Source organism: Micromonospora avicenniae (genome assembly GCF_900156065.1).
In the GTDB taxonomy this organism is placed as follows: Bacteria; Actinomycetota; Actinomycetes; order Mycobacteriales; family Micromonosporaceae; genus Micromonospora; species Micromonospora avicenniae.
The window spans coordinates 425,038-450,797 of sequence record NZ_FTNF01000002.1; the positions used below are offsets into that span (position 1 = coordinate 425,038).

Here is a 25,760-nt window from a genome sequence, read left to right on the forward strand (position 1 = left end):
AGACGGCGGCGTCCGCGTACCTCGAGGTGAAGGGGCAGACCCGTAGGACCGACAGTGGCTCGTTCCAGTACTACGCCGGGCCGGTACGGGCCGCCGCGGCCGGCACCTGCGTGAAGTGGGGCGGGTCGACCGGAGGCGTCAGCTACGGGAGCCCGTTCGAACACTGCGACTGAGCGCCCGGGCCGGGCGGCAACGGCAGCACCGACGGCCTTAAGGTACGGGCATGTCGGTTGACGGGTGGAACACGGTCCTGGTGCTCGGCGGCATCCGGTCCGGCAAGTCCGAGTTCGCCGAGTCCCTGGTCGGTGACGCGCCGGTGGTCCGGTACGTGGCCACCGCACCCACGGGGGACCCGCAGGACACCGAGTGGGCGGGCCGCCTCGCGGCGCACCGCGCCCGTCGGCCGGGCAGCTGGACCACCGAGGAGACCGCTGACGAACCGCGTCGGCTCGCCGACGTGCTCGCTTCCGCCGAGCCGCATGAGACGCTGCTCGTCGACGACCTCGGCGGGTGGGTGGCGGTGCTGCTGGATCCGGCGCACCAGCCCGCGGACGACACCGGGACGATCACCGAACTGGCCGACGCGATCCGTCACTGCGCCGCGCGGCTGGTGCTGGTCAGCCCCGAGGTCGGGCTGTCGCTGGTGCCGACCACCCCGGTCGGCCGGGCCTTCACCGACGCGCTGGGCGTGACGAACCGGGCCGTCGCCGACGCCTGCGACGGGGTCGTGCTGGTGATCGCCGGGCAGCCGACCTGGCTCAAGGGCCCCGCGCCGGTCCGCACCGGCGCCACGCCGGCCGTGAGCACCGGGGCTCTGCCGGCCGCCGGTGGGAAACCTGCCGGCACCACCGCCAACGGTGCCGGCGTCGAGCCGACACCCGAACTCGTCGACCTGTCGAACGCGGTGAACCCCACATCCCCGCCGCCGTTGCCCGCCGAGAGCGGCACCGGCTGGAACATGCCCACCATGACCCTGCCGATGGCCGCCACGGGTCTCGTCATCCAGCCGGGCATGGAACTGCCGATGCCCGACGAGTACGCCGGTCCGCAGGCGATCGAACGACTCGCCACCCTCGACGTGCCCGGCGCCGGGCTGGGCGTGCTGGAGCGACTGGTCGGCTTCGCCGCCGCCACCCAGGGCACCCCGACGCCGGCCGCCTGGAACTCCGTACGCGTGCTGCTGGTCAACGGCGACCACGCCGGCGGCGCGGCCGCCGGTGTCCGGCCCGGCGAGTCGGCGCGCCGGGCCGGCCAGGCCCGCACCGGCCGGGGCGCGCTGGCCCGGCTCGCCGCCGAGGCGGGCGCGAGCCTCCAGGTGGTGGACGCCCCGAGCGCCGCCGCGATGGAGGATGGGCCGGCGCTCACCGGCGAGCAGGTCGAGTCCGCCCTGCGCTACGGCTGGCAGCTGGCCGAGGAGGCCGCCGGGGCGGGCGCGCAGCTGCTGGTGCTGGCCGCGACCGGGGCCGGCACCGAGGCGACCGCCGCGGCCGTGCTCGCCGCCACCTCCGGAGCGGAACCGTCGGCCGTCCTCGGCCGGGTGGTCACCGAGACCGGCGAGATCGACGACGCGGCCTGGATGCGGCGCTGCGCGGCGGTACGCGACGCGATGCACCGGACCCGCAACTCGTCCCGGGCCGCCAAGGACGTGCTCGCCGAACTCGGCGGTGGCGACGTGGCGATCGCCACCGGCGTGCTGCTCGGCGCGACGGCGCACCGCATCCCGGTGATGCTCGACGGCCCGGTCGGGCTGGCCGCCGGCCTGGTCAGCCGGGACCTGGCCGGGCAGGCCCGGCACTGGTGCCTGCTCGCCGACCACGGCGGCGACCCGGCGGTGAAGCTGGCGGCCGACGTACTCGGCCTCACCGCGCTGCTCGACCTGCGGCTGGGTCTCGGTGAGGGCGCCAACGCGCTGGTCGCACTGCCGATGCTGCGTTCGGTGCTGGCGCTCGCCGCCGCGCTGCCCACGCACCCGTCGCTGACGGGCGAGGTCGAACCGGACGACGAGCGAGCGGCACCCGAGTTCGCCGAGCCGGCGCCGGCCGGACCCGGCCCCACCAGTATCGAGCCGGACGAGGAACGGGTCGACCCGTCGGGCCGTGCCGGCTGACGGGCGGTTCGTCGCCGGGGCGCGGCTGGCGCTCACCACGTTCACCACGCTGCCGGTACGCGCCGGCCGGATCGACCGGGCCGTGGCCGGCACCGCGATGGCGCTCGCGCCGGCCGTCGGGGCGCTGCTCGGCGCGCTGCTGGCCGGCGTGCTGCTGCTCCTGGCCACGGTCGCCCCGCCACTCGTCGCCGCCGGGGTGACGGTCGGCGCCGCCGCGCTGCTCACCCGGGGCCTGCACCTCGACGGGCTGGCCGACACCGTCGACGCGCTCGGCTCGTACCGGCGTGGGCCGGCCGCCCTGGAAATCATGAAGAAGCCGGACGTCGGCCCGTTCGGGGTGGTCGCGCTGGTGGTCGTACTCCTGCTGCAGACCGCGACGCTCGCCGAGCTGGCCGGGCGGTCGTGGCCGGCGTGCCTCGCGGCGGTGGTCGCCGCGACGGCGGCCGGCCGGCTCGGCGTCACGCTGGCCTGCCGACGGGGCGTGCCGGCAGCCCGGCCGGACGGCCTCGGCGCGCTGGTCGCCGGCACGGTCGGCCCGCCGGCCCTGGCGCTCGGCGTCGTCGCCGTCGCGCTGGTGGCCGTCGCCGCGGTGCCGGACCGGCCGTGGCAGGGGCCGCTCGCCGTCGGGGTCGCCCTGGCCGTCGCGGTGGCGCTGCTGGCTCACGTGGTACGCCGACTCGGCGGCATCACCGGCGACGTGCTGGGAGCGACCGTCGAGGTCGTCACCACGCTGGTCTACCTCGGACTGGTGCTGTCCGGCTGAACGCGGCACGGCCCGCCGGGTAGCGTTCGGCTCGACAGCACCGGCACCGCCAACCGGGGGACGAGAATGCTCATCACCGACGACTTCCTACCCGTACCGGTCCCGGAGTCGCTCAGCGCGACCTACCTGGTACCCGTGGAGGGGTTGCCGAAGGTCAGTACGAAGAGCGCGGTGGCGGCGCTCGCCGGCCGGATCGCCGAGCCGGTTCACGGGCTGGCGAAGCAGATGCTGGACAGCCCGCTGATGAGCGTGGACGTCCGTCCGATCGGCGAGTTCCCCGAACTGCCGCCGGACCTGCTCGCCGCGTTCGGCGCCAGCGAGACGCAACTGGACCGGCTCGCCGCGGCCACCCATCTCGTGGTCGTGCAGGCCGAGTACCGGCCCGGCTGGCCGCCGGCGCACGAGTGGGCGGCCCGGGCGGTGGCGGCGGCGGTCGCCGAATCGGTGGGCGGTGACGTGGTGGACGTCTTCGGGTTGCAGTTCCTGGACCCGGCGACCGCGCTGCGCTCGCTTCCCGACGACACCGGACGCATCCGGCTGGTCGACTGGGTGCTGGTGCCCTACTCCTCGGACGCCGAGGGGCTCTGGTTCACCACGAAGGGGCTGCGGCGCTTCGGCCTGCTCGAGTTGCAGACTCAGGGCGTACCGGACCACCTGACCCGGGCGTGGGGCGCGGTGATGACCGGTGCGGCGCGACGGCTGCTGCGAGATTGGACCGACGGGCTGTCCGGCGAGGAGGTGCCGGCGTTCGTGCAGCTGCCGGTGCTCGCCACGGTGACCGGGCACGACATCGCGGTGGCGTACGGCAATCCGGAGCAGCACGGTGCGACGGCCCCGGTGCTGCTGCGGCTCGAACTCGACCCGGCGACCGACCCGGACGCGGACTCGTTCCTCAGCCTGCGGCCCCCGGAGGGCCACCCCGGCCCGGCCGGCCGGTACTTCGCGGCGGCGTGCGCCACGCTCTTCGCCGGCATCCAGCCGGACGTGCGCTACGCCCGGCCGGGGGACGCGATGAGCAAGGCGATCGCCACCGCGCGGTCGGGGTTGGACGACGTACGTGCCCGGTTCGTCGCCGGGCAGCTGCCGCGCGAGTCGCAACTGGTGGTCAAGTACGGCCTGCCCGGCGAGGACGGTCCCGAGTACGTCTGGGCCGGCATCAGCTCGTGGGACACCCCGGAGCGGATCGTCGGGGTGAGCGCCAGCGACGCGACCTCCGATCCGACCGTACGGATCGGCTCCCCGGTCGTGGTGGAGGCCGCCGACGTGGTCGACTGGGCGGTGCTGGACGGCACCGGCGTCATCGAGGGCGGCTGGACCCAGGCCGTCCTCGACGCCGGCGAACACCCCACCCCCTAACCCCTCCCCGCCGACTGACCGCCTCGGTGATCAAGAGGTTTGCGTCACGGGTCGCGCTCAATCTGACGCGAACCTCTTGATCACGAGGCGGGGCGACGAAGGGCGGGGGACCCGGGGTGGGTTATTTGACGCTGGGCTGGACGAAGGGGGGGCGGGTGACGCGCATCTGCGCGCGGCGGCCGCGGATGTCCACCTCGACCACGTCGCCGTCGGCCAGGTTCGCCGCCGTGTCCAGCAGCGCCAGGGCGATGCCCTGCTTCAGCGTCGGCGAGAACGTGCCGCTGGTGACCGTGCCCACAGTCGTCTCACCGAAGTGCACGGTCATGCCGGGGCGCGGGATCGCCCGGTCGACGGCCACCAGACCACGCAGCGTACGGCGGGGACCGGCCGCCTTCTCCGCGCGCAGCGCGTCCCGGCCCCAGAACGCCGGCTTGTCCCAGCCGACCGCCCAGCCCGAGCGGGCCTGCACCGGAGTGATGTCCAGCGACAGGTCCTGACCGTGCAGCGGGTACCCCATCTCGGTACGCAGCGTGTCGCGGGCGGCGAGCCCGCACGGACGCACGTCGTACGACTCGTCGGCGGCGAAGAGGGCGTCCCAGACGGCGGTGGCGTGCTCGGCCGGCACGACCAGCTCGTACCCCAGCTCGCCCGTGTACCCGGTCCGGCAGACGGTCAGCTCGACCGGCACGCCGGCAACCGACGTGGCGCTGGAGAAGCTCATGTAGTCGTGCCCGGTGGGCAGACCCAGCGAGTCGAGCAGTTCGGCCGAGCGCGGCCCCTGCACGGCGAGCACCGCGTACGCCTCGTGCTCGTCGGTGACCGTGATCGACGCCGGCGCGGCGGCGCGCAGCCGGCGGACCACCTCGGCGGTGTTCGCCGCGTTCGGGATCAGGAAGACGTGGTCGTCGGCGTACAGGTAGGCGATGATGTCGTCCACGACGCCACCTGTGGCGTCGTCGCAGCAGAGCGTGTACTGCGCCCGGCCGGGGCCGATCCGGCCCAGGTCGTTGCTGAGGCAGGCGTTGACGAAGTCCGCCGCACCCGCTCCGGTCACCCGGGCCTTGCCGAGGTGGGACACGTCGAAGACGCCCACCCCCGTGCGTACCGCCGTGTGTTCCCGGAGCACGCCGCCGCCGGCGTACTCCAGGGGCATCTCCCAACCCCCGAAGGGGGCGAACTTGGCACCGGCAGCGGTGTGCCGCTCGTGCAACGGGGAACGACGCAGCCGGGTATCGGCGGCGTCGGTGGTCACGTCGGTCATGGGTGGCAACTTACCGGGGCCGGACGCGCTGGTTAGCATCGGCGGGACCCGCCGATTCGCCTCGGCGGGACAACCCACACGTCCGGCGGGTAGGTTCGCCGCCGGAGACCTTCACCGCCGGTACGCGTCGTCGCGGCCGGCCCGGCCCGCCCGGAGTAGCTCAGTGACATCGCCCCGCACCACCCTCAGCCTGGTCGACACCGACCCTGCAGAGCTCGCCGTCGACGCCATCGTGATCGGCGTGCACAGTCAGACCGGAGAGCAGGCCGCCACCAGCGGCGTCGCCGGCACCCTGCTGCTCGCCAGCGGCGCGGAGAGCATCGCCGCCGCCTTCGACGGGAAGCTCACCGAGACGCTGGCGCTGCTCGGCGCGACCGGCGGCCCGGGCGAGGTGATCAAGCTGGCGACGCTGGGCACGATCACGGCTCCGGTGGTCGCCGCGGTCGGCCTCGGCCCCGAGCCGTCCGGGGCCGCGCCGAACCCGGAGACGCTGCGCCGGGCCGCCGGTTCGGTCGTACGCGCCCTCGCCGGCGCCTCCCGGGTGGCGCTGGCCCTGCCGCTGCCGGACGACGCCGACGCCCCGGCCGCGCTGCGCGCGGTCGCCGAGGGCGCGCTGCTCGGCGCGTACCGCTTCGCCGGATACAAGACCCGGCCGCAGCCGGCCCGACGCGAGCCGGTCGCCGAGGTGCTGGTGGCCGTGCCGGACGCCACTGACAGCACCGCGCAGGCCGAGGTGGCCCGCGCCACGGCGGTGGTAGGGGCAGTCCTGACCAGTCGCGACTGGGTCAACACCGCGCCGAACGAGCTGCGCCCGCCGGCCTTCGCCGACGCGGTCGCCGACGCCGCCCGCGAGGCCGGGCTCGGCGTCGAGGTGCTCGACGAGGCGGCGCTGCGGGAGGGCGGCTACGGCGGCATCATCGCCGTCGGGCAGGGCTCGGAGGCACCGCCGCGGCTGGTCAAGCTCACCTACACCCCGCAGGGCGGCGGCAACGGCAAGCGGGTGGCGCTGGTGGGCAAGGGCATCACCTTCGACACCGGCGGCATCTCGATCAAGCCGGCTCAGGGCATGTGGGAGATGAAGTCCGACATGGCGGGCGCGGCGGCGGTCGGTGCGGCCATGCTGGCGGTGGCGGCGCTCAAGCCGTCCGTCGCGGTGACCGGCTACCTGCCGATGGCCGAGAACATGCCGTCGGGGACGTCGTACCGCCCCGGCGACGTGATCAAGATGTACAGCGGCAAGAAGGTCGAGGTGCTCAACACCGACGCCGAGGGCCGGATGATCCTCGCCGACGCGATCGCCCGCGCCTGCGAGGACGGCACCGACTACCTCTTCGAGACCTCCACCCTGACGGGCGGCCAGGTGATCTCGCTGGGCAAGAAGATCGCCGGTGTGATGGGTACGCCGGAACTCTGCGAGCGCGTGAAGACCGCCGGTGAGGCGACCGGCGAGCCGGCCTGGCCGATGCCGCTGCCGGACGACGTGCGCAAGGGCATGGACTCCGACGTGGCCGACATCTCCCAGGTGAACGCGGGCATGGATCGGGCCGGGCACATGCTCCAGGGCGGCGTGTTCCTGCGCGAGTTCGTCACCGAGGACGTGGCGTGGGCGCACATCGACATCGCCGGCCCGGGCTATCACTCGGGTGAGCCGACCGGCTACTGGGCCAAGGGCGGCACCGGCGTGCCCGTGCGCACCCTCCTGCACCTGGTGGAGGACGTCGCCGCCAACGGCTGACGCCGCCCGCGCACTTTCACGGAAAGAGTGGCCATTCCCGCGGGAACGGCCACTCTTTCCGTGAACGAGGCCTCTCGCCCGGTGGGGCGGGTGGGGGTCAGTAGAGCTCGGGGCGGCGCTTGCGGCGCTCGTTGAAGTCGCGCATCCGCTGCGGGTAGCCCATCAGGCGCACGTCGTAGACCGGGATGCCCAGCCGGTGCGCCAAGCGCCGCGCCCCGTCCGGGCTGTCGATCCGCCGGCGGGTCCACTCTCCGTCGTCGGCGATGAGGATCACCGTGGTCTCGGTGACTGTCGTCCGAGGCTCGATGTACGCCTCGACGCCGCGCCGGGTGCGGACGAAGCTCTCAAGATGCTCCAGATCGGCACGGTCAGCCACCCGATCCTGGCTCACCGCGCGCGTCGGCTTGCGGCGCCGGAACAATCCCACGGACCTCTCCCCCACAATCCGTCATCGACGACGGTGCCAAGCGTACGTGCCGGGGACGTGTCGTTGGGCACCTCACTACGCACCCTGTGCCCGGTGGTGACAAGATGACCGAGGTGGGGTCTGCCCAAGAGGCGTCCCGCCGTGACCCCCGATGCACTGTCGCGACCTGGGAGTTGGACGTGAGCGAGCCGAACGACGCAACCTTCGACATCGTCATCCTCGGAGGTGGCAGCGGCGGCTACGCGACCGCGCTGCGTGCCGCCCAGCTGAACCTCTCCGTCGCGCTGATCGAGAAGGGCAAGCTCGGCGGCACCTGCCTGCACAACGGCTGCATCCCGACGAAGGCTCTGCTGCACGCGGCCGAGGTCGCCGACCAGACCCGCGAGTCGGAGCAGTTCGGCGTGAAGGCCGAGCTGGTCGGCATCGACATGGCCGCGGTGCACTCGTACAAGGACGGCGTGATCGGCCGGCTCTACAAGGGCCTGCAGGGCCTGCTGGGCAGCTCCAAGAACATCACCGTGGTGGCCGGGGCGGGTCGCCTCGTCGCCCCGAACGCCGTCGAGGTCGACGGCAAGCGCTACACCGGCCGCAACATCGTGCTGGCCTCCGGCTCGTACGCCAAGAGCCTGCCCGGCCTGGAGATCGACGGTGAGCGGGTCATCACCAGCGACCACGCGCTGACCCTGGACCGGGTCCCGTCCTCGGTGATCGTGCTGGGCGGTGGCGTGATCGGCGTCGAGTTCGCCAGCGTCTGGAAGTCGTTCGGTGTGGACGTGACCATCATCGAGGCCCTGCCCCGCCTGGTCGCCGCCGAGGACGAGGATTCGTCGAAGGCTCTGGAGCGGGCCTTCCGCAAGCGGAAGATCAACTTCAAGGTCGGCAAGCCGTTCGAGAAGGTCGAGAAGACCGCCGACGGCGTCAAGGTGACCATCGCCGGCGGCGAGACCATCGAGGCCGAGCTGCTGCTGGTCGCCGTCGGCCGGGGCCCGAACACGGCCAACCTCGGCTACGAGGAGCAGGGCGTCAAGATGGACCGCGGCTACGTGCTGACCGACGAGCGGCTGCGCACCAGCGTGCCGAACGTCTACGCGGTCGGTGACATCGTGCCGGGGCTCCAGCTCGCGCACCGCGGCTTCCAGCAGGGAATCTTCGTCGCCGAGGAGATCGCCGGCCAGAACCCGGCCGTCATCGACGAGGCGGGCATTCCGCGGATCACGTACTGCGACCCGGAGGTGGCCTCGGTCGGCCTCACCGAGGCGAAGGCCAAGGAGCAGTACGGCGCCGACAAGGTCAAGATCTTCAACTACAACCTCGGCGGCAACGGCAGGAGCCAGATCCTCAAGACCGCCGGTCACGTCAAGCTGGTCCGGGTGGAGGACGGCCCGGTCATCGGCGTGCACATGATCGGCGCGCGGGTCGGCGAGTTGATCGGCGAGGCGCAGCTCATCTACAACTGGGAGGCCTACCCGGCCGAGGTGGCGCAGCTCGTGCACGCCCACCCCTCGCAGACCGAGGCCCTGGGCGAGGCGCACCTGGCGCTGGCCGGCAAGCCGCTGCACGTACACGCCTGATCAAGAACGTATTTTGCGGCGTCCGGCGACGGGCGATGATCCCACCAGGGGAATGAAGGAGTCTGGAGAACATGCCGGTATCGGTCACCATGCCTCGGCTCGGCGAGAGCGTCACCGAGGGCACCGTCACCCGCTGGCTCAAGCAGGAGGGTGAAACCGTCGAGGTCGACGAGCCCCTGCTCGAGGTCTCCACCGACAAGGTGGACACCGAGATCCCGTCGCCGGCGGCGGGCGTGCTGACCCGGATCGTGGTCGGAGAGGACGAGACCGCCGAGGTCGGCAGCGAGCTGGCCGTCATCGCCGGTGAAGGTGAGCAGGCCGGCGGCGCCGCGCCGCAGCAGCAGGCCCCGGCCGAGCAGGCCGCCCCGGCCCCGCAGCCGACGGCCGCCGCCGAGGGCACGGCGCCCGAGCCGGCCCCGCAGGCCGCGCCGGCTCCGGCCGCCGCGCCCTCCCCGGCTGGCCAGGGCACCCCGGTCACCATGCCGGCGCTCGGCGAGAGCGTCACCGAGGGCACCGTCACCCGCTGGCTCAAGCAGGTCGGCGAGACCGTCGAGGTCGACGAGCCGCTGCTGGAGGTCTCCACCGACAAGGTGGACACCGAGATCCCGTCGCCGGTCGCCGGCACCGTCCTCGAGATCAAGGTCGCCGAGGACGAGACCGCCGCGGTCGGCGCCGAGCTGGCCGTGATCGGTGCCGCCGGTGCCGCCCCGGCCGAGGCGAAGCCCGCACCGGCCCCGCAGCCGGAGGCGAAGCCCGCCCCGCAGCCCGAGGCCAAGCCGGCCCCGCAGCCCGAGGCGAAGCCGGCCCCGGCTCCCGCCGTCACCCCGGGCGTGTCGTACAACGAGCCGGCGGCGGAGGCGGAGACCGCCAAGCAGCCGGCCCAGGCCGAGCAGCGGGCCGTTCCCCCGGCCCCGGCCGCGCAGGCTCCGGCGGCGCCCGCCCCGGGTGCCGGCGCGGAGGCCGGCTACGTGACCCCGCTGGTCCGCAAGCTGGCCGCCGAGCACGGTGTCGACCTGGCCTCGGTCAACGGCACCGGCGTCGGTGGCCGCGTCCGCAAGCAGGACGTGCTGGAGGCGGCGGAGCGGGCCAAGGCCGCCAAGGCCGCGCCGGCCCCGGCCGCACCTGCGCCGGCCGCTGCCGCTCCCGCCAAGCCGGCCGCGAAGCCGCAGCCGAGCGCGAAGCGGGGCACCACGGAGAAGCTGCCCCGGATCCGCAAGGCCATCGCCACCCGGATGCACGAGTCGTTGCACGAGATGGCGCAGCTGACCACGGTGATCGAGGTGGACGTCACCCGGATCGCCAAGCTGCGGGCCCAGGCAAAGGACTCCTTCCAGCAGCGGCACGGCGTGAAGCTGTCCTTCCTGCCGTTCTTCGCCCTGGCCGCCATCGAGGCGCTGCAGACGTACCCGATCCTCAACGCCCAGCTGGACCTGGCGGGCGGGACGATCACCTACCCGGACGCCGAGCACCTCGGCATCGCCGTGGACACCGAGCGCGGCCTGCTCGTGCCGGTCATCCACAACGCCGGTGACCTGAACCTGGGCGGCATCGCCAAGCGGGTCGCCGACCTGGCCGAGCGGACCAGGACCAACAAGATCAGCCCGGACGAGATCGCCGGCGCGACCTTCACGCTGACCAACACCGGCAGCCGGGGCGCGCTCTTCGACACCCCGATCGTGCCGTCGCCGCAGTCGGCGATGCTCGGCACGGGTGCCGTGGTCAAGCGGCCGGTGGTGGTCAACGACCCGGAGCTGGGCGAGGTCGTCGCCGTCCGGTCGATGGTCTACCTGGCCCTCTCGTACGACCACCGGCTGATCGACGGTGCCGACGCGGCCCGTTTCCTGGTCGCGGTCAAGGAGCGGCTGGAGGGCGGCAACTTCGAGGCGGAACTGGGCCTCTGAGCCGCTGACGCAGCGACAACGAAGGGCGCCCCGGTCACCCGGGGCGCCCTTCGCCGTTCGCGCCTCAGGCGCGCAGCGTCTTCTCGGAGACCTCCCAGAGCCGTTCGGCGGCCTCCGGGTCCAGCGCGTACGGGGCGTAGCCGGCGCGCGACGGCGGCTCGTTCGGCCCAGCCTCCTGGCAGTCCTCGAAGTAGCGTCCACCGACCCCGTCGAGCAGCGGCGAGGTGGCGACCAGCACCGAGGTCGCCGCACCCTGCTCGGCAGTCTTCCAGTACGAGGCTCCGCCGCCGCCGGTCTGCGTCCGCATCCGGGCGAGTTCCTCCTCGTTGATGTAGCGCTGGAGGTTGGTCCGGATCGCGCCCGGCATCAGCGAGTTGACGAAGACACCGTCGTCGGCCCAACGCCGGGTCGCTTCCACCGCGAAGAGCACGTTGGCCGTCTTGGACTGCCCGTAGGCCAGCCACGGGTCGTACGGCCGGCGCTCGAAGTGGATGTCGTCGAAGACGACCGGCGAGCGCAGGTGTGCCGCCGAGCTGACCGCGACGACCCGGGCACCCTCGGCCGCGACGAGCGCCGGGCGCAGCCCGACGGTCAGCGCGAAGTGGCCCAGGTGGTTTGTGGCGAACTGCATCTCCCAGCCCTGCGCGGTCCGCATCTCCGGCGACGCCATGATCCCGGCGTTGTTGACGAGGATGTGCAGCGGGCCGTCCCAGTTGGCCACGAACGCGGCCACCGAGTTCAGGTCGGCGAGGTCCAGCGGGGCGACCAGGACCCGGTCGTTGCCGGTGGTCGCCGTGATGTCGGCGGCCGCCTCGTGCCCCGCCTCCGGATTGCGTACGGCGAGGGTGACCTCCGCACCGGCCTCGGCGAGCGCCCGCGCGGTCTCGACGCCGATTCCGGAGCCGCCACCGGTCACGACGGCGCGACGGCCGGCGAGACCGATGCCACGCACCACCTCGAGCGCCGTGCTGTCGCGGTTGAAGGGTGTGGTCACACGGTTGTTGGTCATGGTCCGTCCTTGTCGGCGACGGCGGGCGCGCAGGGCCGGCCGCTACGATTGGAAGCGGAGGATCCTCCGTTACGCCCCGAGCCTAATCGGAGGCTCCTCCGTTTGCCCACCAACCCCGGCCGCGACCCGGCCGCGCCGACGACTCAGGGAGGCGACGTGGGCGAGATCTCCCCCCGACCGCTCCGGGCGGACGCCCGGCGCAACCGGCAGCGCCTGCTCGACGCCGCCGTACGAGCCTTTTCCCGGAGCGGGCCGGAGATAACGCTGGAATCGGTGGCCCGGGACGCAGGCGTGGGCATCGGCACCCTCTATCGCCACTTTCCCACTCGTGAGGCGCTGGTCGAGGCGGCCTACCGCAGCGAGCTGGCGAAGCTCTGCGACGCCGCGCCGGAGTTGCTGGAGCAGCTGCCGGCGGATGCGGCGCTGCGCGCCTGGATGGACCGGTTCATCGACTACCTCGCGGCCAAGCGGGGGATGGCCGACGCGTTGCGCCTCGTCATCGAGTCGGGCGTCAACCCGTACGCGGAGAGCCGGGACCGGCTGTACGCCACGCTCGATCTGCTGCTGGCGGCGGGCGCAGCGGCCGGGACCGTACGGACCGACGTGCCCTCGGCCGACGTGCTGGCCAGCCTGAGCGGTGTCTCCCTGACCGCCGGCGAGCCGGCGCGGCGCGAGCAGGCCGGCCGGCTGCTCGACCTGCTGATGGACGGCCTCCGTTACCGCGCCGGCGTTGATCCGATTCCGGTCCTGCGTCGCCCGGGGCACTGACAGACTCGTCCGGTGGGTGGTCACTGGTGGCGCGGACGGCTGGGCCCGGCCGTCGCGATCGCACCGGGCGCCCGGGTCGACAAGTTCGAGATCTTCTTCGACCTGGTCTTCGTCTTCTCGTTCTTCATCATCGTCCGGACCACCGCGATGGACATCACCGGCAGCAGCCTGCTGCACGGCCTGCTCGTGCTCGCCGTGCTCTGGTGGTGCTGGGTGATCCACAGCGTGGTCGCCACCCGGGTACGGCTCGGCGAGGGCTTCGTCCCGGTCCTCATGGTGATCGGGATGGCTGCCCTGTTCTGCTTCGCGCTCTCCCTGCCGCAGGCGTTCGGTGACCCTCGGCAGACCACCGCCGGGCCCATGGTGGTGGCGGTCAGCTATCTCGTGATCCGCGCCGTGCACCTGCTGCTCTACTGGCACATCGCGAAGGAGAAGCCGGGCGAACGCCGCCTGCTGCTCAGGTACTCCCCCGAGGTGGCCGTCAGCACCCTGCTGCTGCTCGCCGCCGCCCTGGTCCCGCCGTACATCGACGACATGGGCTCGGCGCAGATGTGGCGGGACGGCCTCTGGGTCGCCACGGTGCTGATGCAGTACGGCAGCGGCCTGATCGCCGGCGCCTGGGGCTGGACGGTGACCTCGGCGGAGCACTGGACCGAGCGGTACGACCTGATCCTCATCATCGCGCTCGGCGAGTCGATCATCTCCGTCGGCGTGGGCGGCAACCTGCTCGGCCAGCGGGTCACCTGGGCGGCCGTCGCCGCCGCCTCGTGCGGCGTCATCTTCAGCGCGGCGCTCTGGTGGGCGCACTACGACGTGATCGGCCCGGCGGCACGGATCGCCCAGCACGAGGCGTTGGGCCGACGCCGGGTGGCCATGGCCCGCGACGCGTACGCCTACCTCTACCTCGTGATGATCGCCGGCATCATCATCTTCGCCCTCGGCGCCGAAGAGGTCGTACGCCAGATCAGCGATCCGCACATCGGGCCGGCCGAACCGTCCCACGGGCCGGGCGTGCCGCTGCTCTTCGCCGGAGTCATCTGCTACTTCTGCGGCGGCATGCTGTTCCAGGCCCGCACCCTGCACACGCTCTCCTGGACCCGGGTGGGCGTGGTGGCCGTGCTCGGCGCCGGCATCCCGGTCGGCGCGTACCTGCCGGGGCTCGCCACGCTCGCCCTGCTGACCCTGATCTGCGTCGGGCTGGTGGCGGTCGAGGTCGTGGTCATGGCCGACGCGCGGAAGGCCCTGCGCGAGTACGTCTTCCACGAGAAGACGAGCCACGAGGAGCACGAGGCGGCCTTCCGCGCCGCCTGGCACGAGCCCGGGGAGGACGGGTCCACCCGGCACGGGTGATGCGGTGCGCGGCCTGTCGAACTGCCCCAGATACGGGGCAGCGGGCAGCGGGCAGCGGGCAGCGGGCAGCGGGCAGCGGGCAGCGGGCAGCGGGCAGCGGGCAGCGATATGGTGCCGTCGCCGGTGCCGCCCGCACCCGGTTGGCGCGAGGCGACCGGGTGCGGGCGTGTGTACGGTGCGCCCGCTCGTGTCGCCGGCGGGCCGGGATCAGGTGGTGTGGACCCTCTGCCGGTAGCAGAATCGGCGGTTTCGGCTGGCTGTGCGGGAGCGCGACCCGGCAGGCTGAACCACATGATCACCTTCTCCCTCCAGGCCCGCCCGTCCGACGCCGCCAGCTGGATCGACCTGGCCCGGCGCGCCGAGGCCGCCGGCTACGACGCCCTACTCACCGCCGACCATCCTGGGGTGGTGTCGTCGCCGTTCGTCGCGCTGGCCGCCGCCGCGGCGGTGACCAGCAAGATCGGCCTCGGCTCGTACGTCTCGAACGCCGGGGTCCGCGAGCCGATGCTGCTCGCCGCCGACGTGGCCACCCTGGACCTCGTCTCCGGCGGGCGGGCGCGGCTCGGCATCGGCGCCGGGCACACTCCCGCCGAGTGGCGGGCGATCGGGCGGGAACGCCCCGACGTCGCGGGCCGGGTACGGCGCGCCGTCGCCGTCATCGAGGCGACCCGCGCGCTGCTCGACGGTGACGAGGTCACCGTGGAGACGGCCGACCTGGTGGTGCACGGCGCCCGGCTGGAGCAGCCCCGCCCGGTGCAGCGGCGGATCCCACTCACTGTCGGCACCGCGAACTCGTCGCTGCTGCGCTGGGCCGGCGCGCACGCCGACGTCGTGGGGCTCGCCGGGTTCGGACGTACGCTACCGGACGGCCACAGCCACGAGGTGCGCTGGCGGGCGGCCGAGATCGAGGCACAGCTCGCCGAGGTCGCGACGGGTGCGGTGGGCCGGGTCGAGCCGCCGGAACTGGAGGCGTTGGTGCAGCGGGTGGTGGTGACCGACGATGCGGAGGCCGCCGCCGCACAGACGGCCTTGGAGACCGGGTTGAGCGTCGACGAACTGCTCGCGACCCCGTTCGTGCTGATCGGCACCGAGGACGAGATCGTGGCGGCGATCGCCGCGCACCGGCGCCGCTGGGGCGTCACCCGCTACGTCGTCCGCGTCGACGCCCTCGACCCGCTCACCCCGGTACTCCCCCGCCTGACCACCCTGACCTGACAAACCCCCACCCCCGACCGCCCCCACCGCCCCCCACCGCCCCCGACCGCCCCCCACCGCCCCCCGACCGCCCACGGTGATCAAGAGGTTCGCGTCAGAGAGCCGCCCGCCGGTGACGCAAACCTCTTGATCACTCGTACCCGGAGGTTGGGGACGGTGCAGGTCCGCGGGAGTCGGGTAGCCGAACGGTCCATTGACGTCGCCCTCCACCACGCCGACATTGGAGGTGTTGTGGAGAGGTGACACACCGTGAACATCGAGATCGCTCATGCGGCTGATCTCGATCGGGTGGAGACGCTGGTCTCGTGGCTGAAGCGCCCCCATCTCGACCGGGTCACCGTCACCATGCCCGGGCTCGACACCACTGAGCGTGAGCGAGCCGCCAGGACCATCCGCCACCTGTTCAACGACTGCGGCTGCGCTTGGGGGGCGCTGGCGTTCGTCGTCGCGGTGGCGGCGGCCGTCCTGGCCCGACCGAGCGGCGGCACGGCGTACGCCATGGCCGCCCTCACCTGTCTCGCGGCGGCCGTCGCCGGCAAGCTCCTCGGCCTGGCGTGGAGCCGCCAGCGCCTGCTCGCTCGGCTGCGCGCCCTGCGATCCGCCTCCTGACTCGAAGGGGGGACCTCTCATGGCACTGGTCTGCACCGAAATCACCGAATGGATCGAAGAGGAGGTCTCCAAGCCGGTCGAGGAATGGGAAGAACGGCAGGAGAAGCGCTGCAAGGACTATCCCTGGTACGACCCGCGAGGCTGGGTCTGCTGGTTCGTCACGATTCTCGTGAAGGTGATCCGGTGGGTGGTGGTCACCGTCGGCAAGTGGGTGACCCGTACGGTCTGCAAGATCGTCGGAGTGCTCGTCGAGGCGGTCGTCCAGATCGTCGGCGGCCTCTGGGACGTGCTCGTCGGCATCGTGACGCTCGATTGGCGCCGCATCCTCGACGGGTTGCTGCGCATCGGCATCGGCGCGGTGCTGGGGATCATCCGGCTCGGCCGCATCGGGCTGCTCGGCGACACGATCGATTACATCATCGAGGAGATCAACAAGGAGCGGCTGCGCCGGTACGTGCGCGGTCTGCTGGAGGCGAAGTACGCCGGCGACAGACTGAGCCAGATCAAGGACGCCATCCGGCTCGACCACGGCGCGTTCGGGCTGCGCCTGCACGGCACCGCGTACCGGACGAAGCTCGACTCGGAGACGCCTTCGCCGCGCGAGCCGGGAGTGCCGAACCTGGTCGTGCTGCACGAGCAGGGTGCGATCAACATCCGGGCGCTCTGCGGCTTCGAGTTCGACGAGGGCTTCTGGAACCGTAAGCGCTACAAGACCCTCAAGAAGGAGACGGTGCTGGGCGGCGGGGGCGGCGGCGAGTTCGACAACCCGATCTCCGCTGACGACCTCGACACGTACCTCACGTCACGGGGCGCCGAGGGCCCGCCGTTCATCGTGCTGCCGATGCGCGACGGCGCGCTGGACACGAAGGTCTCGACGGCCAGCGAGAAGGGGCGCGAACTGGCGCTCATGCTGGACTTCGACAAGGAGATCCGCGAGGTCACCGAGGCCGGCCACATCGTACACACCGGCCTCGCCCAGCCCCGGTTCCTGATCGACGTGTTCGGTCGACGGGACGCCACGACCGACTCGGCGGGGGCCACCGCCGACCTCTGCCACCCGGTCGTCGTCGGCGTGTTCCGCTACACGAACACGCTGCGCGGGCTGGCGAGCAACCTGCACGAGACCCGGTGCGGGCTGGACGCCCACAACGCCTCCGGCGCCACGTTCATCGACAACCTGCCCGACCAGATCTGGAAGTACGTGCCGATCCACGAGCTGGGCCACTACTTCGGGTTGTGCCACACCGACGGGGTGGACCGGATCATGTACTCGCCGAAGACCAACAGCTGGTGGCGGGGCTGGGCGATCCCACGCACGCTGCTGAACGTCTACCTCCAGGGCGAGCCGACCTTCACCTACGGCGAGGCGAAGGCCACCTGGGACTACGTCGTGGCGCACTTCGCCCCGGAGTGCCTGGGCGCCAAACCCATCGTCATCGAGGCCCGACCGGCCGCCGCCAGCCCGGGAGCGGCCGACGCGGTCGCCTGACCGGAACTAACCGGTGCGCGCCGCAGGCGGACCGGCTCGGTCAACTCGACATGCAGGAAGTCGGGGTGTCCCGCTCGGCCGGACACCCCGACTTCATGGAATCCGAGTCGACCAAGGGCCGACGTCGGCTGGTGGTGACCGCGCCCCGGGTCACGGGCGGTCCCCCAGCGCCGCACCGGCCGCTGCGACCACGCTCTGCCGCGGCTGCGCCGCCCCCTGGCCGTGCGCGCCCGCGAGACTCCGCCTGGCCCGCGAGTACGCCGGCAGCCGGGCGCAGGTCCATCAGACACTTCCGGGCCCGGCCCGTCGCCGGCCCCGGATCGGCGGCCGCCGGAAGGTCAGGTGGAGTCGCCCAGCCCCTCGTAGAAGCGGATCTTCTCGCGGAGGTGGTCGTACTGGTGCTGGAGCAGGCGCATCTGCTCCTCGACCCGGGTGGCGTGCTCCTCCAGCAGCGCCTTGCGCTCGCCTGCGGTGTGCTCGCCCTCGCGGGCCAGTTCGGCGTACCGGCACATCTGCGCGATGGGCATGCCGGTGTCGCGCAGGCAGCGGAACAGCACCAGCCAGCCTAGGTCTTCGTCGGTGAAGACCCGCCGGCCGCCTGAGGTACGGCCGACGCTCAGCAGACCGATCTTCTCGTAGTAGCGGAGGGTGTCGAGGCTGAAGCCGCTACGACGCGCGGCCTCGGAGGGGGCGTACATGCTCGGAGGCTAGCGCTTGACCTGGAGTGCGCTCCAGGTTGAAGGCTGGGCGCATGACGATGACACGGGAACTTGGCCGCAGCGGCATCGAGGTGAGCGCGATCGGCATGGGCTGCTGGGCCATCGGCGGTCCGCTGTGGGGCGACGACGGGCAGCCGTTCGGCTGGGGCGAGGTCGACGACGACGAGTCGGTCGCCACCATCCACGCCGCGCTCGACGCGGGCGTGACCCTCTTCGACACGGCCAGCAACTACGGCGCCGGGCACAGCGAGCGGGTCCTCGGCCGGGCGCTCGCCGGCCGCCGCGACCGCGTGGTGATCGCCACCAAGTTCGGCAACCGCGCCGACGAGGCCACCCGCCGCTGGTTCGGCGCCGACCCCAGCCCGGCGTACGCGGTGCAGAGCCTGGAGGAGTCGCTTCGCCGGCTCGCCACCGACCACGTCGACCTGTTCCAGCTGCACATCAACGAACTGTCGGTGCCCGTCGCGCTCGACCTGATCGACACGCTCGAGGATCTCGTCGCCCAGGGCAAGATCCGGGCGTACGGCTGGAGCACCGACCATCCGGACTCGGCCGAGGCGTTCGCGAAGGCCGGTGCGCACTGCACCGCGATCCAGCACGACCAGTCGGTGCTGCGGGACAACGCGCCGATGCTGGCGGTCTGCGACGCGTACGATCTGGCCGCTCTGAACCGCGGGCCGCTCGCCATGGGGCTGCTCACCGGGGCACAGCGGACGCTCGGCCGCGACGACGTGCGCGGGTTGACGCCGGAGTGGCTGGTCTGGTTCACCGACGGCCGGCCGACGCCCGAGTGGGCGGCCCGGGTCGAGCAGATCCGCGCCGCGCTGACCGCCGACGGCCGTACCCTCGCCCAGGGCGCGCTGGGCTGGCTGCTGGCCCGCAGCCCGCGGACGGTGCCGATCCCCGGGGCCCGGACGGTGGCGCAGGCGGAGGAGAACTTCGCGACGCTGGCGCTCGGCCCGCTCCCCGCCGACGCGTTCGCCGAGGTGGAGCGTCTCCTCGCCGACCTGCGACCGACTCCGGTGATGTGAGGCGGTCGTTACCGGCTCGACGTGCCAGGTCCGCCGCGCGTACCCGAAGATAGGGTCATGCGGATCCTCATGGCCGGCGCATCCGGCTTCCTCGGCACCCGGCTGGTCGCCCGGTTCACCGCCGACGGGCACCAGGTCACCCGGTTGGTCCGCCGCCCGCCACGCACCCCGGACGAGCGGCAGTGGAACCCGTCCGCAGCGCAGCTCGACCCGGCCGTGGTGGCCGACGCCGACGCGGTGGTCAACCTGGCCGGCGCGGGCGTGGGCGACCGGCGGTGGAACGACGAGTACCGGCAGCTGATCCGGAGCAGCCGAGTGGACTCGACCACCACGCTGGCCATCACCATCGCGGGTCTGCCCGCGCAGGACCGGCCGAAGACGCTGCTCAACTCGTCGGCCGTGGGCTGGTACGGCGACACCGGTGACCGGGCCGTGGAGGAGGACGCGCCGGCTGGCGAGGGCTTCCTCTCCGACGTGTGCCGGGTGTGGGAGGCGGCCACCCGGCCGGCCGAGGACGCCGACGTACGGGTGGTCCGCCTGCGCATCGGGCTGCCGTTGCACCGCGATGGCGGGATGCTCAAGCCGCAACTGCTGCCGATGCGGCTGGGCGTCTCCGGCAAGTTGGGCGGCGGCCGGCAGTGGTGGCCGTGCGTGTCGATGGTCGACTTCCTGAACGCGGTGGCGTTCGTGCTGGAGCGCGAGGACGTGGCCGGACCGGTCAACATGGTCGGTGCGGCCCCGGTGACCAACGCGGAGTTCACCAAGGAGCTGGCCCGGCAGCTGCACCGGCCGGCGATCATGCCGATCCCCGCGCTGGCCCTGAAGATCGTGCTCGGCGGGTTCTCCGTGGAGGCGCTCTCCAGCTCCCGGGTGCTGCCCGGCGCCCTCGCACGCGCCGGTTTCACCTACCGCCACCCCGACCTCCCCTCCGCCCTCCACAGCGCCCTAACCGCCTAACCCCCCACCTCCCACCTCCCCACCTCCCCCTCCCCCGCACCCGGTTGATCAAGAGGTTTGCGTCACGGCGAGGCCGGAAATTGACGCAAACCTCTTGATCAACCGGGTCAGGACAGGGGGCGGGGTGGGGTGGGTGGGGTCAGCAGCCGATGACCCAGTAGTTCGGGGCGGTCTGCTTGAGCGTGCTCGTGTAGAAGGTGTTGTAGAGACCCATCCGCTGGTTGGAGCCGTTCGCGTAGGCGTATCCGCCGGACTGGTACGCCCGGCCGGCGGCCACGTGCGCGTAGTTGCTGGCGGTCGTGCAGACCGGGGTCGTCGGCGGATCGGTCGGAGGCGGGTCGGTCGGGTCGCCGCCGCCCGCGCCCAGGCCGAAGAAGATCGCGTCCCGGTACGCCGAGCAGATGGTGTCCAGGAAGTACGCGCCGGCGCTGCCGCACTGGTCGGCCCCGCTGCCCGGGTCGACCGGGGTGCCGTGACCCATCCCGGAGACGCGGTAGAGCCGGACGACGTCGTTGCCGTACACCTCGAGGCTGGTGCCCCCGGGCAGCGACGAGGTGCTGGTCGGAGTCTGCGAGACACCGCGCACGTTGGTCCACTGGTCGCGCGCCTCGCCGGCGTTGAGCGGAGCGACGGTGGTGTCCGAGGTGCCGTGCCAGATGGCCACCCGGGGCCGGGGCCCGCTGTAGCCGGGGTACGCGTTGCGTACGAGGTCGCCCCAGGCCGCCGGGCTCTTGTCGGTGCCCGGGTTCATGCAGCTGAACGCGTTGATCGTGCTGGTGGCGCAGCGGTACGGGATGCCGGCGACGATCGACCCGGCGGCGAAGACGTCGGGGTAGGTGGCGAGCATGACGGCGCTCATCGCGGCGCCGGCCGACAGGCCGCTCACGAAGACGCGGCTGCCGTCGGTGCCGAAGTTCGCCTTTGCGTGGTCCACCATCTGCTTGATGGACAGCGCCTCGCCCTGACCGCGGGCGGTGTCGCCGGTCTCGAACCAGTTGAAGCAGCTGGTGGCGTTGTTGGCGGACTTCTGCTCGGCCACGATCAGGGCGAAGCGCCACTGGTCGGCGTACTTCCGCCAGCCGGAGTTGGTGAAGTAGGCGGAGGCGTTCTGGGTGCATCCGTGCAGCAGCACCACCGCCGGCGCGCCGGACGGGAGGTTGTCCGGCCGGTAGGCGTACATGGCGAGGTTGCCGGGGTTCGAGCCGAAGTTCGCCACCTGGGTGAGGCTGGCGGCCTGGGCGGGGGTGGCGAGGGTGACCGCGCCCGCGACGGCGAGGACGAGCCCGGCGACCACGGTGGTCAGCCGGGTGAGCGGAGATGACGAGCGGCGCACGGCAGCCTCCCAGAGAAGATGTGAACTGGGTCACCTGCGATTGCCGCGACGTTACGACGAAATGACAGAGCCCCGACATGGGTGGCCATCACACATTCACGTCCACCATTGTGTTTATCGCGAGCGGCGCTCGCGGTTCGCCGACGCGAGCCGGCTCCTCGCCACCGGAGACGACAAGAAGAGGCCACTCCTCGCATGTATGACCGGCACGTCCAGTTCCGGTTGGTAACGTCCGCTGCGTGCCGACCTCCCCGTCCGTGGCCACCGGGCCCGCACCCGCCTCACCGCCGCGCACCGGCCGGGGGCGCCGGGCCGACCTGATCGTGGTGCTGGCCGCACTCGCACTGGCCGTCTGGGTGACCAGCGGCCTGTGGCGGGACCCGAACGTACGGACGATCACCGTCAACTCCAGCGACCAGGCCCTGTTCGAGTGGCTGCTGGCCTTCGGCGGGCACGCGCTGACCCACGGGCAGGACCCGCTCTTCACCCATCTGATCAACGTGCCGGACGGGGTGAACCTCGCGGTCAACACCTCGATCACCGTGTACGCGGTGGTCTTCGCGCCACTGACCTACCTGGTCGGCCCGCCCGTGACGTTCCTGGTCATCCTCACCCTGAACCTGGCCGCCACCGCGATCGCCTGGTACCTGCTGTTCTCCCGGCAACTGGTGCGCAGCCGACTCGCCGCCGCGGTCGGCGGCCTCTTCATCGCCTACTCCCCCGGCATGGTCTCGCACGCCAACGCCCACCTGAACTGGACGGCCGGCTGGCTGGTGCCGCTACTGATCTGGCGGGCGTTCGCGCTGCGCCGCCCCGGTCACTGGCTGCGCGACGGCGTCATCCTCGGCGTGCTCGTGGCGATCGCGTTCTCCATCGCCGCCGAGGGGCTCTTCTTCACCGCCCTCGCGCTCGGCCTCTTCGTCATCGTCTGGGCGCTGCATCCGACCCGGCGGGCCGAGGCGCGGGCGGCGCTGCCGAACTTCCTACGCGGCCTCGCGGTCACCGCCGTGGTCGCCGGGGTGCTACTGGCGTACCCGCTGTGGCTGCACTTCGCCGGCCCGCAACGGTTCCACGGCACCGGGTTCGACCCGGTCACCCACTCGGAGGACATCGCGGCGTTCGGCTCGTACCCACGCCGCTCCCTCGCCGGCGAGGCCGGACTGGGCACGTCGCTGGCCCCCAACCCGACGGAGGAGAACTCGTTCTTCGGGATCCCCCTGCTGCTGCTCACCGTGGTGTGCTTCGTGGCGCTCTGGCGCCGCGCCGACTCGGCCCGGCGTGCCACGCTCTGGGCGCTGGCCGCCGTCGCCGTCGTCTTCGGCGTGCTCTCCTGGGGGCCGGTCGCGAAGTTCGACGGCAACCACACCGACGTACCCATGCCGTTCGACGTGCTCGGGCAACTGCCGGTGGTGAACGCCGCGCTGCCCGCCCGGCTCGCCCTGGTGGTGGCACCGGTGATCGGGCTGCTGCTGGCGTACACCCTCGACCAGCTCCGGGCGGCACCGGCCCGGCACCGGTCGACCGAGGCGGTCTGGGCGCTCGGCTTCGTGGTCGCGCTGCTCCCGCTGCTGCCGACCCCGCTGCTCACCGACGAGCGCGAGCCGATACCGCGGTTCATCACCGCCGGCACCTGGCGGGACTACGTCTCCCCGGGCGGGGTGCTCACCCCAGTGCCGACGGCCGTGGACATCTACCCGGACGGGCAGCGCTGGCAGGCGTACGCCCTGGCCCACCGGCAGGGCGAGTTCCGCATCCCGGCCGGGTTCTTCCTCGGCCCCGGCGGTCCGGACGGCCGGGGCCGGATCGGCCCCGTGCCGCGCCCGTTCAGCGCCCTGATGGACCAGGCCGCGCGGACCGGCCTGGTGCCCATCGTCACGGACGGCACGGTGCGGGAGGTCCGCGCCGACCTGGCGTACTGGCACGTCGAGGCGGTGGTGCTCCCCGACGAGGTGCACGGGGCCAAGTTCGAGGTCGACCAGGACGCGGTCCGGCGCACCGCGACCGCCCTACTCGGCGAGCCGCAGCGGGTGGACGACGTGTGGCTCTGGCGGATCCCGCCGGCCTGAGCCGCCGGCGCGGCCGGCAGCGCCCCGGCGCACGTACCCGCCGCCACCACCGCGCCGGGCGGGCTCACGGCGGCGGTGAGGCGGCTCACCAGCGTCATCGGCCTGCTCCGGGACTACGCTGGACGGCGTGAGCACGATGACCTCCGGCCTCACGGCCGTCCGCGCCGGTCTCCTCGACTACCAGGCCGCCTGGGACGAGCAGCGCCGGCTGCACGAAGCGGTGGTTGCCGGCGAGCAGGGCGACACGGTCCTGCTGTTGGAGCACCAGAGCGTCTACACGGCGGGCAAGCGCACCGAACCGTGGGACCGGCCGACGGACGGCACCCCGGTCATCGACGTGGACCGCGGCGGCAAGATCACCTGGCACGGTCCGGGTCAGCTCGTCGGCTACCCGATCGTGCGGCTGCCCGACCCGGTCGACGTGGTGGCCTACGTGCGGCGCACCGAGCAGATGCTCATCGACGTCTGTGCCGAATTCGGGCTCGCGGCCGGCCGGGTCGAGGGGCGCAGCGGCGTCTGGGTGCCGGAGGACGACCGGGGCCCGGCCCGCAAGGTCGCCGCGATCGGGATCCGGGTGGCCCGCGGGGTGACCCTGCACGGCTTCGCCATCAACTGCGACTGCGACCTGAGCTACTACGACCGGATCGTGGCCTGCGGCATCCGGGACGCGGGGACCACCTCGCTCACCGCCGAGCTGGGCCGCCCGGTCACCGTGGCCGACGTGCTGCCGGTGGTGGAGCGTCACCTGTCCACCCTCATCGCCGTCGCGTCCTGACCCGGATGCGGGTCGACCTCGTCACCGTCGTGGTCGCCGAGTACGACCCGGCGATCGCCTTCTTCACCGAGGTGCTCGGCTTCGAACTGGCCGAGGACTCGCCGTCGCTGACCAACGACGGCCGGCCGAAGCGCTGGGTGGTCGTACGACCGCCCGGAGGCGGGACCGGCCTGCTGCTCGCCCGCGCCGACGGGGACGAGCAGGCCACCGCGATCGGCAACCAGGTCGCGGGTCGAGTAGGTTTCTTCCTGCAGGTCGACGACTTCGACGCCACGTACCGGCGCATGGTCGACGCGAAGGTCGAGTTCGTACGACCGCCGCGCACCGAGCCGTACGGCCGGGTGGCCGTCTTCCGCGACCTCGCCGGCAACCGCTGGGACCTGCTCGGCCCCGCCTGACCGCGAAGGAGTCCCGTTGACCGAGGCGCTGTCGACGCAGCAGCAGATCGCCGCCGACCTCCAGGTGTCGTCGACCTTCGACGCCGAGGCGGAGATCGAGCGCCGGATCGTCTTCCTCGCCGACCGGCTGGTCGACACCGGGCTGTCGGCGCTCGTGCTGGGCATCAGCGGCGGGGTGGACTCCACCACGGCGGGGCGACTCTGCCAACTGGCCGTCGAACGGGCCCGCGCGGCCGGCCACCCGGCGACCTTCGTCGCCATGCGCCTGCCGTACGGGGTGCAGGCCGACGAGCACCACGCCCAGGCGGCCCTGGAGTTCATCCGGCCCGACCGGGTGCTCACCGTCGACGTCCGGCCGGCCAGCGACGCCGCACTGGACGCGCTGCTGGCGGCCGGGCTGACCTTCCGCGACGCCGCCCAGCAGGACTTCGTGCACGGCAACGTCAAGGCCCGCCAGCGCATGATCGCCCAGTACGCGGTGGCCGGCGCGATGGGTGGACTGGTCGTCGGCACCGACCACGCGGCCGAGGCGGTCACCGGCTTCTTCACCAAGCACGGCGACGGCGCGGCGGACGTCGTACCGCTCACCGGGCTGACCAAGCGGCGGGTACGGGCGATCGCCGCGGCGCTCGGCGCGCCCGCCGAGCTGGTCGGCAAGGCGCCCACCGCCGACCTGGAGAGCCTTTCCCCGGGCAAGCTGGACGAGGACGCGCTCGGGCTGGCGTACGAGCACATCGACGCGTACCTGGAGGGCCGGCCCGTCCCGGCGGAGGTGGCGGAGGCGCTGGTCGCCCGCTACCGGGCCACCGAGCACAAGCGCTGCCTCCCGATCGCGCCTCCGGCCGTGGCCGGCACTGCGGCTTCCGCCATCGCTGACGACCGCCTCAGCCGCAACGGGTCCCGGTAACCGGCGTACGCAC

22 protein-coding genes are annotated in these 25,760 nt (G+C 72.7%); 17 read left to right on the forward strand and 5 right to left on the reverse strand.

The genetic code is table 11. From position 1 onward, the window contains the following. Positions 1–223: 223 nt before the first annotated feature. The 3 genes from BXA10_RS05215 to BXA10_RS05225 all read left to right on the forward strand — a co-directional run bounded on the left by BXA10_RS05215 (position 224) and on the right by BXA10_RS05225 (position 4,226). On the forward strand, positions 224–2,107 hold the full coding sequence (locus tag BXA10_RS05215; protein WP_076468048.1) for a bifunctional adenosylcobinamide kinase/adenosylcobinamide-phosphate guanylyltransferase: 1,884 nt from the start codon (positions 224–226) through the stop codon (positions 2,105–2,107). Next, positions 2,097–2,870, forward strand: a complete 774-nt coding sequence (cobS, locus tag BXA10_RS05220) for an adenosylcobinamide-GDP ribazoletransferase (RefSeq protein ID WP_076468049.1) — start codon at positions 2,097–2,099, stop codon at positions 2,868–2,870. Before BXA10_RS05215 ends, cobS begins: the two co-directional genes overlap by 11 nt. 66 nt (positions 2,871–2,936) lie before the next feature. Next, a complete protein-coding gene (locus BXA10_RS05225) occupies positions 2,937–4,226 on the forward strand; it encodes a DUF2314 domain-containing protein (RefSeq protein ID WP_076468051.1) in 1,290 nt (429 codons plus the stop codon). Positions 4,227–4,347: 121 nt separating this feature from the next. On the opposite strand, the gene gcvT is transcribed toward BXA10_RS05225, so the two are convergent. Then, positions 4,348–5,487 carry a glycine cleavage system aminomethyltransferase GcvT gene (gene gcvT, locus BXA10_RS05230; RefSeq protein WP_076468053.1) on the reverse strand — a complete coding sequence of 380 codons (1,140 nt, stop codon included), beginning with the start codon at positions 5,485–5,487 and terminating at the stop codon, positions 4,348–4,350. Positions 5,488–5,650: 163 nt separating this feature from the next. On the opposite strand from gcvT, the gene BXA10_RS05235 reads away from it, so the two are divergent. Continuing rightward, on the forward strand, positions 5,651–7,222 hold the full coding sequence (locus BXA10_RS05235) for a leucyl aminopeptidase (protein ID WP_076468055.1): 1,572 nt from the start codon (positions 5,651–5,653) through the stop codon (positions 7,220–7,222). Between the two features lie 97 nt (positions 7,223–7,319). Here the strand turns inward: BXA10_RS05235 and BXA10_RS05240 are convergent, their stop codons facing one another. After that, positions 7,320–7,649 carry a hypothetical protein gene (locus BXA10_RS05240; protein WP_076468057.1) on the reverse strand — a complete coding sequence of 110 codons (330 nt, stop codon included), beginning with the start codon at positions 7,647–7,649 and terminating at the stop codon, positions 7,320–7,322. Between the two features lie 179 nt (positions 7,650–7,828). Between BXA10_RS05240 and lpdA the strand changes: the two genes are divergently transcribed. Both lpdA and sucB read left to right on the forward strand, forming a co-directional pair. Then, a complete protein-coding gene (gene lpdA, locus BXA10_RS05245) occupies positions 7,829–9,220 on the forward strand; it encodes a dihydrolipoyl dehydrogenase (RefSeq protein ID WP_076468059.1) in 1,392 nt (463 codons plus the stop codon). Between the two features lie 71 nt (positions 9,221–9,291). Further along, a complete protein-coding gene (gene sucB / locus BXA10_RS05250; RefSeq protein WP_076468062.1) occupies positions 9,292–11,121 on the forward strand; it encodes a 2-oxoglutarate dehydrogenase, E2 component, dihydrolipoamide succinyltransferase in 1,830 nt (609 codons plus the stop codon). A 64-nt stretch (positions 11,122–11,185) separates the two neighbouring features. Here the strand turns inward: sucB and BXA10_RS05255 are convergent, their stop codons facing one another. After that, positions 11,186–12,130, reverse strand: coding sequence for an SDR family NAD(P)-dependent oxidoreductase (locus BXA10_RS05255; protein ID WP_076468064.1), 945 nt, complete (start codon positions 12,128–12,130; stop codon positions 11,186–11,188). A 156-nt stretch (positions 12,131–12,286) separates the two neighbouring features. Here BXA10_RS05255 and BXA10_RS05260 point away from each other — a divergent pair, with 156 nt between their 5' ends. The 5 genes from BXA10_RS05260 (at position 12,287) to BXA10_RS05280 (ending at position 17,561) form a co-directional block, all read left to right on the forward strand. After that, the gene (locus tag BXA10_RS05260) at positions 12,287–12,898 is read left to right on the forward strand and encodes a TetR/AcrR family transcriptional regulator (protein ID WP_342742858.1); all 612 of its coding nucleotides are present in this window, start codon (positions 12,287–12,289) and stop codon (positions 12,896–12,898) included. A gap of 12 nt (positions 12,899–12,910) precedes the next feature. Next, entirely contained in the window at positions 12,911–14,248 is a 1,338-nt protein-coding gene (locus BXA10_RS05265; protein ID WP_076468066.1) for a low temperature requirement protein A, read from the forward strand. Between the two features lie 291 nt (positions 14,249–14,539). Continuing rightward, the gene (locus BXA10_RS05270; protein WP_076468068.1) at positions 14,540–15,463 is read left to right on the forward strand and encodes an LLM class flavin-dependent oxidoreductase; all 924 of its coding nucleotides are present in this window, start codon (positions 14,540–14,542) and stop codon (positions 15,461–15,463) included. A 249-nt stretch (positions 15,464–15,712) separates the two neighbouring features. After that, positions 15,713–16,072 carry a hypothetical protein gene (locus BXA10_RS05275; protein WP_076468070.1) on the forward strand — a complete coding sequence of 120 codons (360 nt, stop codon included), beginning with the start codon at positions 15,713–15,715 and terminating at the stop codon, positions 16,070–16,072. A gap of 19 nt (positions 16,073–16,091) precedes the next feature. Continuing rightward, positions 16,092–17,561 carry a hypothetical protein gene (locus BXA10_RS05280; RefSeq protein WP_076468072.1) on the forward strand — a complete coding sequence of 490 codons (1,470 nt, stop codon included), beginning with the start codon at positions 16,092–16,094 and terminating at the stop codon, positions 17,559–17,561. A gap of 338 nt (positions 17,562–17,899) precedes the next feature. Here the strand turns inward: BXA10_RS05280 and BXA10_RS05285 are convergent, their stop codons facing one another. Continuing rightward, positions 17,900–18,259, reverse strand: coding sequence for a MerR family transcriptional regulator (locus BXA10_RS05285; protein ID WP_076468074.1), 360 nt, complete (start codon positions 18,257–18,259; stop codon positions 17,900–17,902). Between the two features lie 53 nt (positions 18,260–18,312). On the opposite strand from BXA10_RS05285, the gene BXA10_RS05290 reads away from it, so the two are divergent. Then, positions 18,313–19,311 carry an aldo/keto reductase gene (locus BXA10_RS05290; protein WP_076468075.1) on the forward strand — a complete coding sequence of 333 codons (999 nt, stop codon included), beginning with the start codon at positions 18,313–18,315 and terminating at the stop codon, positions 19,309–19,311. 57 nt (positions 19,312–19,368) lie between these two features. Beyond that, positions 19,369–20,268, forward strand: coding sequence for a TIGR01777 family oxidoreductase (locus tag BXA10_RS05295; RefSeq protein ID WP_076468076.1), 900 nt, complete (start codon positions 19,369–19,371; stop codon positions 20,266–20,268). Between the two features lie 139 nt (positions 20,269–20,407). Here the strand turns inward: BXA10_RS05295 and BXA10_RS05300 are convergent, their stop codons facing one another. After that, on the reverse strand, positions 20,408–21,601 hold the full coding sequence (locus BXA10_RS05300; RefSeq protein WP_076468078.1) for an extracellular catalytic domain type 1 short-chain-length polyhydroxyalkanoate depolymerase: 1,194 nt from the start codon (positions 21,599–21,601) through the stop codon (positions 20,408–20,410). 239 nt (positions 21,602–21,840) lie between these two features. Between BXA10_RS05300 and BXA10_RS05305 the strand changes: the two genes are divergently transcribed. From BXA10_RS05305 to nadE, 4 genes are all read left to right on the forward strand, one after another. Next, complete coding sequence (locus BXA10_RS05305) at positions 21,841–23,667, forward strand: DUF6311 domain-containing protein (protein WP_076468080.1); 1,827 nt, start codon at positions 21,841–21,843, stop codon at positions 23,665–23,667. 136 nt (positions 23,668–23,803) lie between these two features. Beyond that, positions 23,804–24,442 (forward strand): lipoyl(octanoyl) transferase LipB, encoded by a 639-nt coding sequence (lipB, locus tag BXA10_RS05310; protein ID WP_425436036.1) that lies wholly within the window; start codon positions 23,804–23,806, stop codon positions 24,440–24,442. Positions 24,443–24,447: 5 nt separating this feature from the next. Then, a complete protein-coding gene (locus BXA10_RS05315; RefSeq protein WP_076468084.1) occupies positions 24,448–24,840 on the forward strand; it encodes a VOC family protein in 393 nt (130 codons plus the stop codon). Between the two features lie 16 nt (positions 24,841–24,856). After that, positions 24,857–25,747 (forward strand): ammonia-dependent NAD(+) synthetase, encoded by an 891-nt coding sequence (nadE, locus tag BXA10_RS05320; RefSeq protein ID WP_084752233.1) that lies wholly within the window; start codon positions 24,857–24,859, stop codon positions 25,745–25,747. Positions 25,748–25,760: the final 13 nt, after the last annotated feature.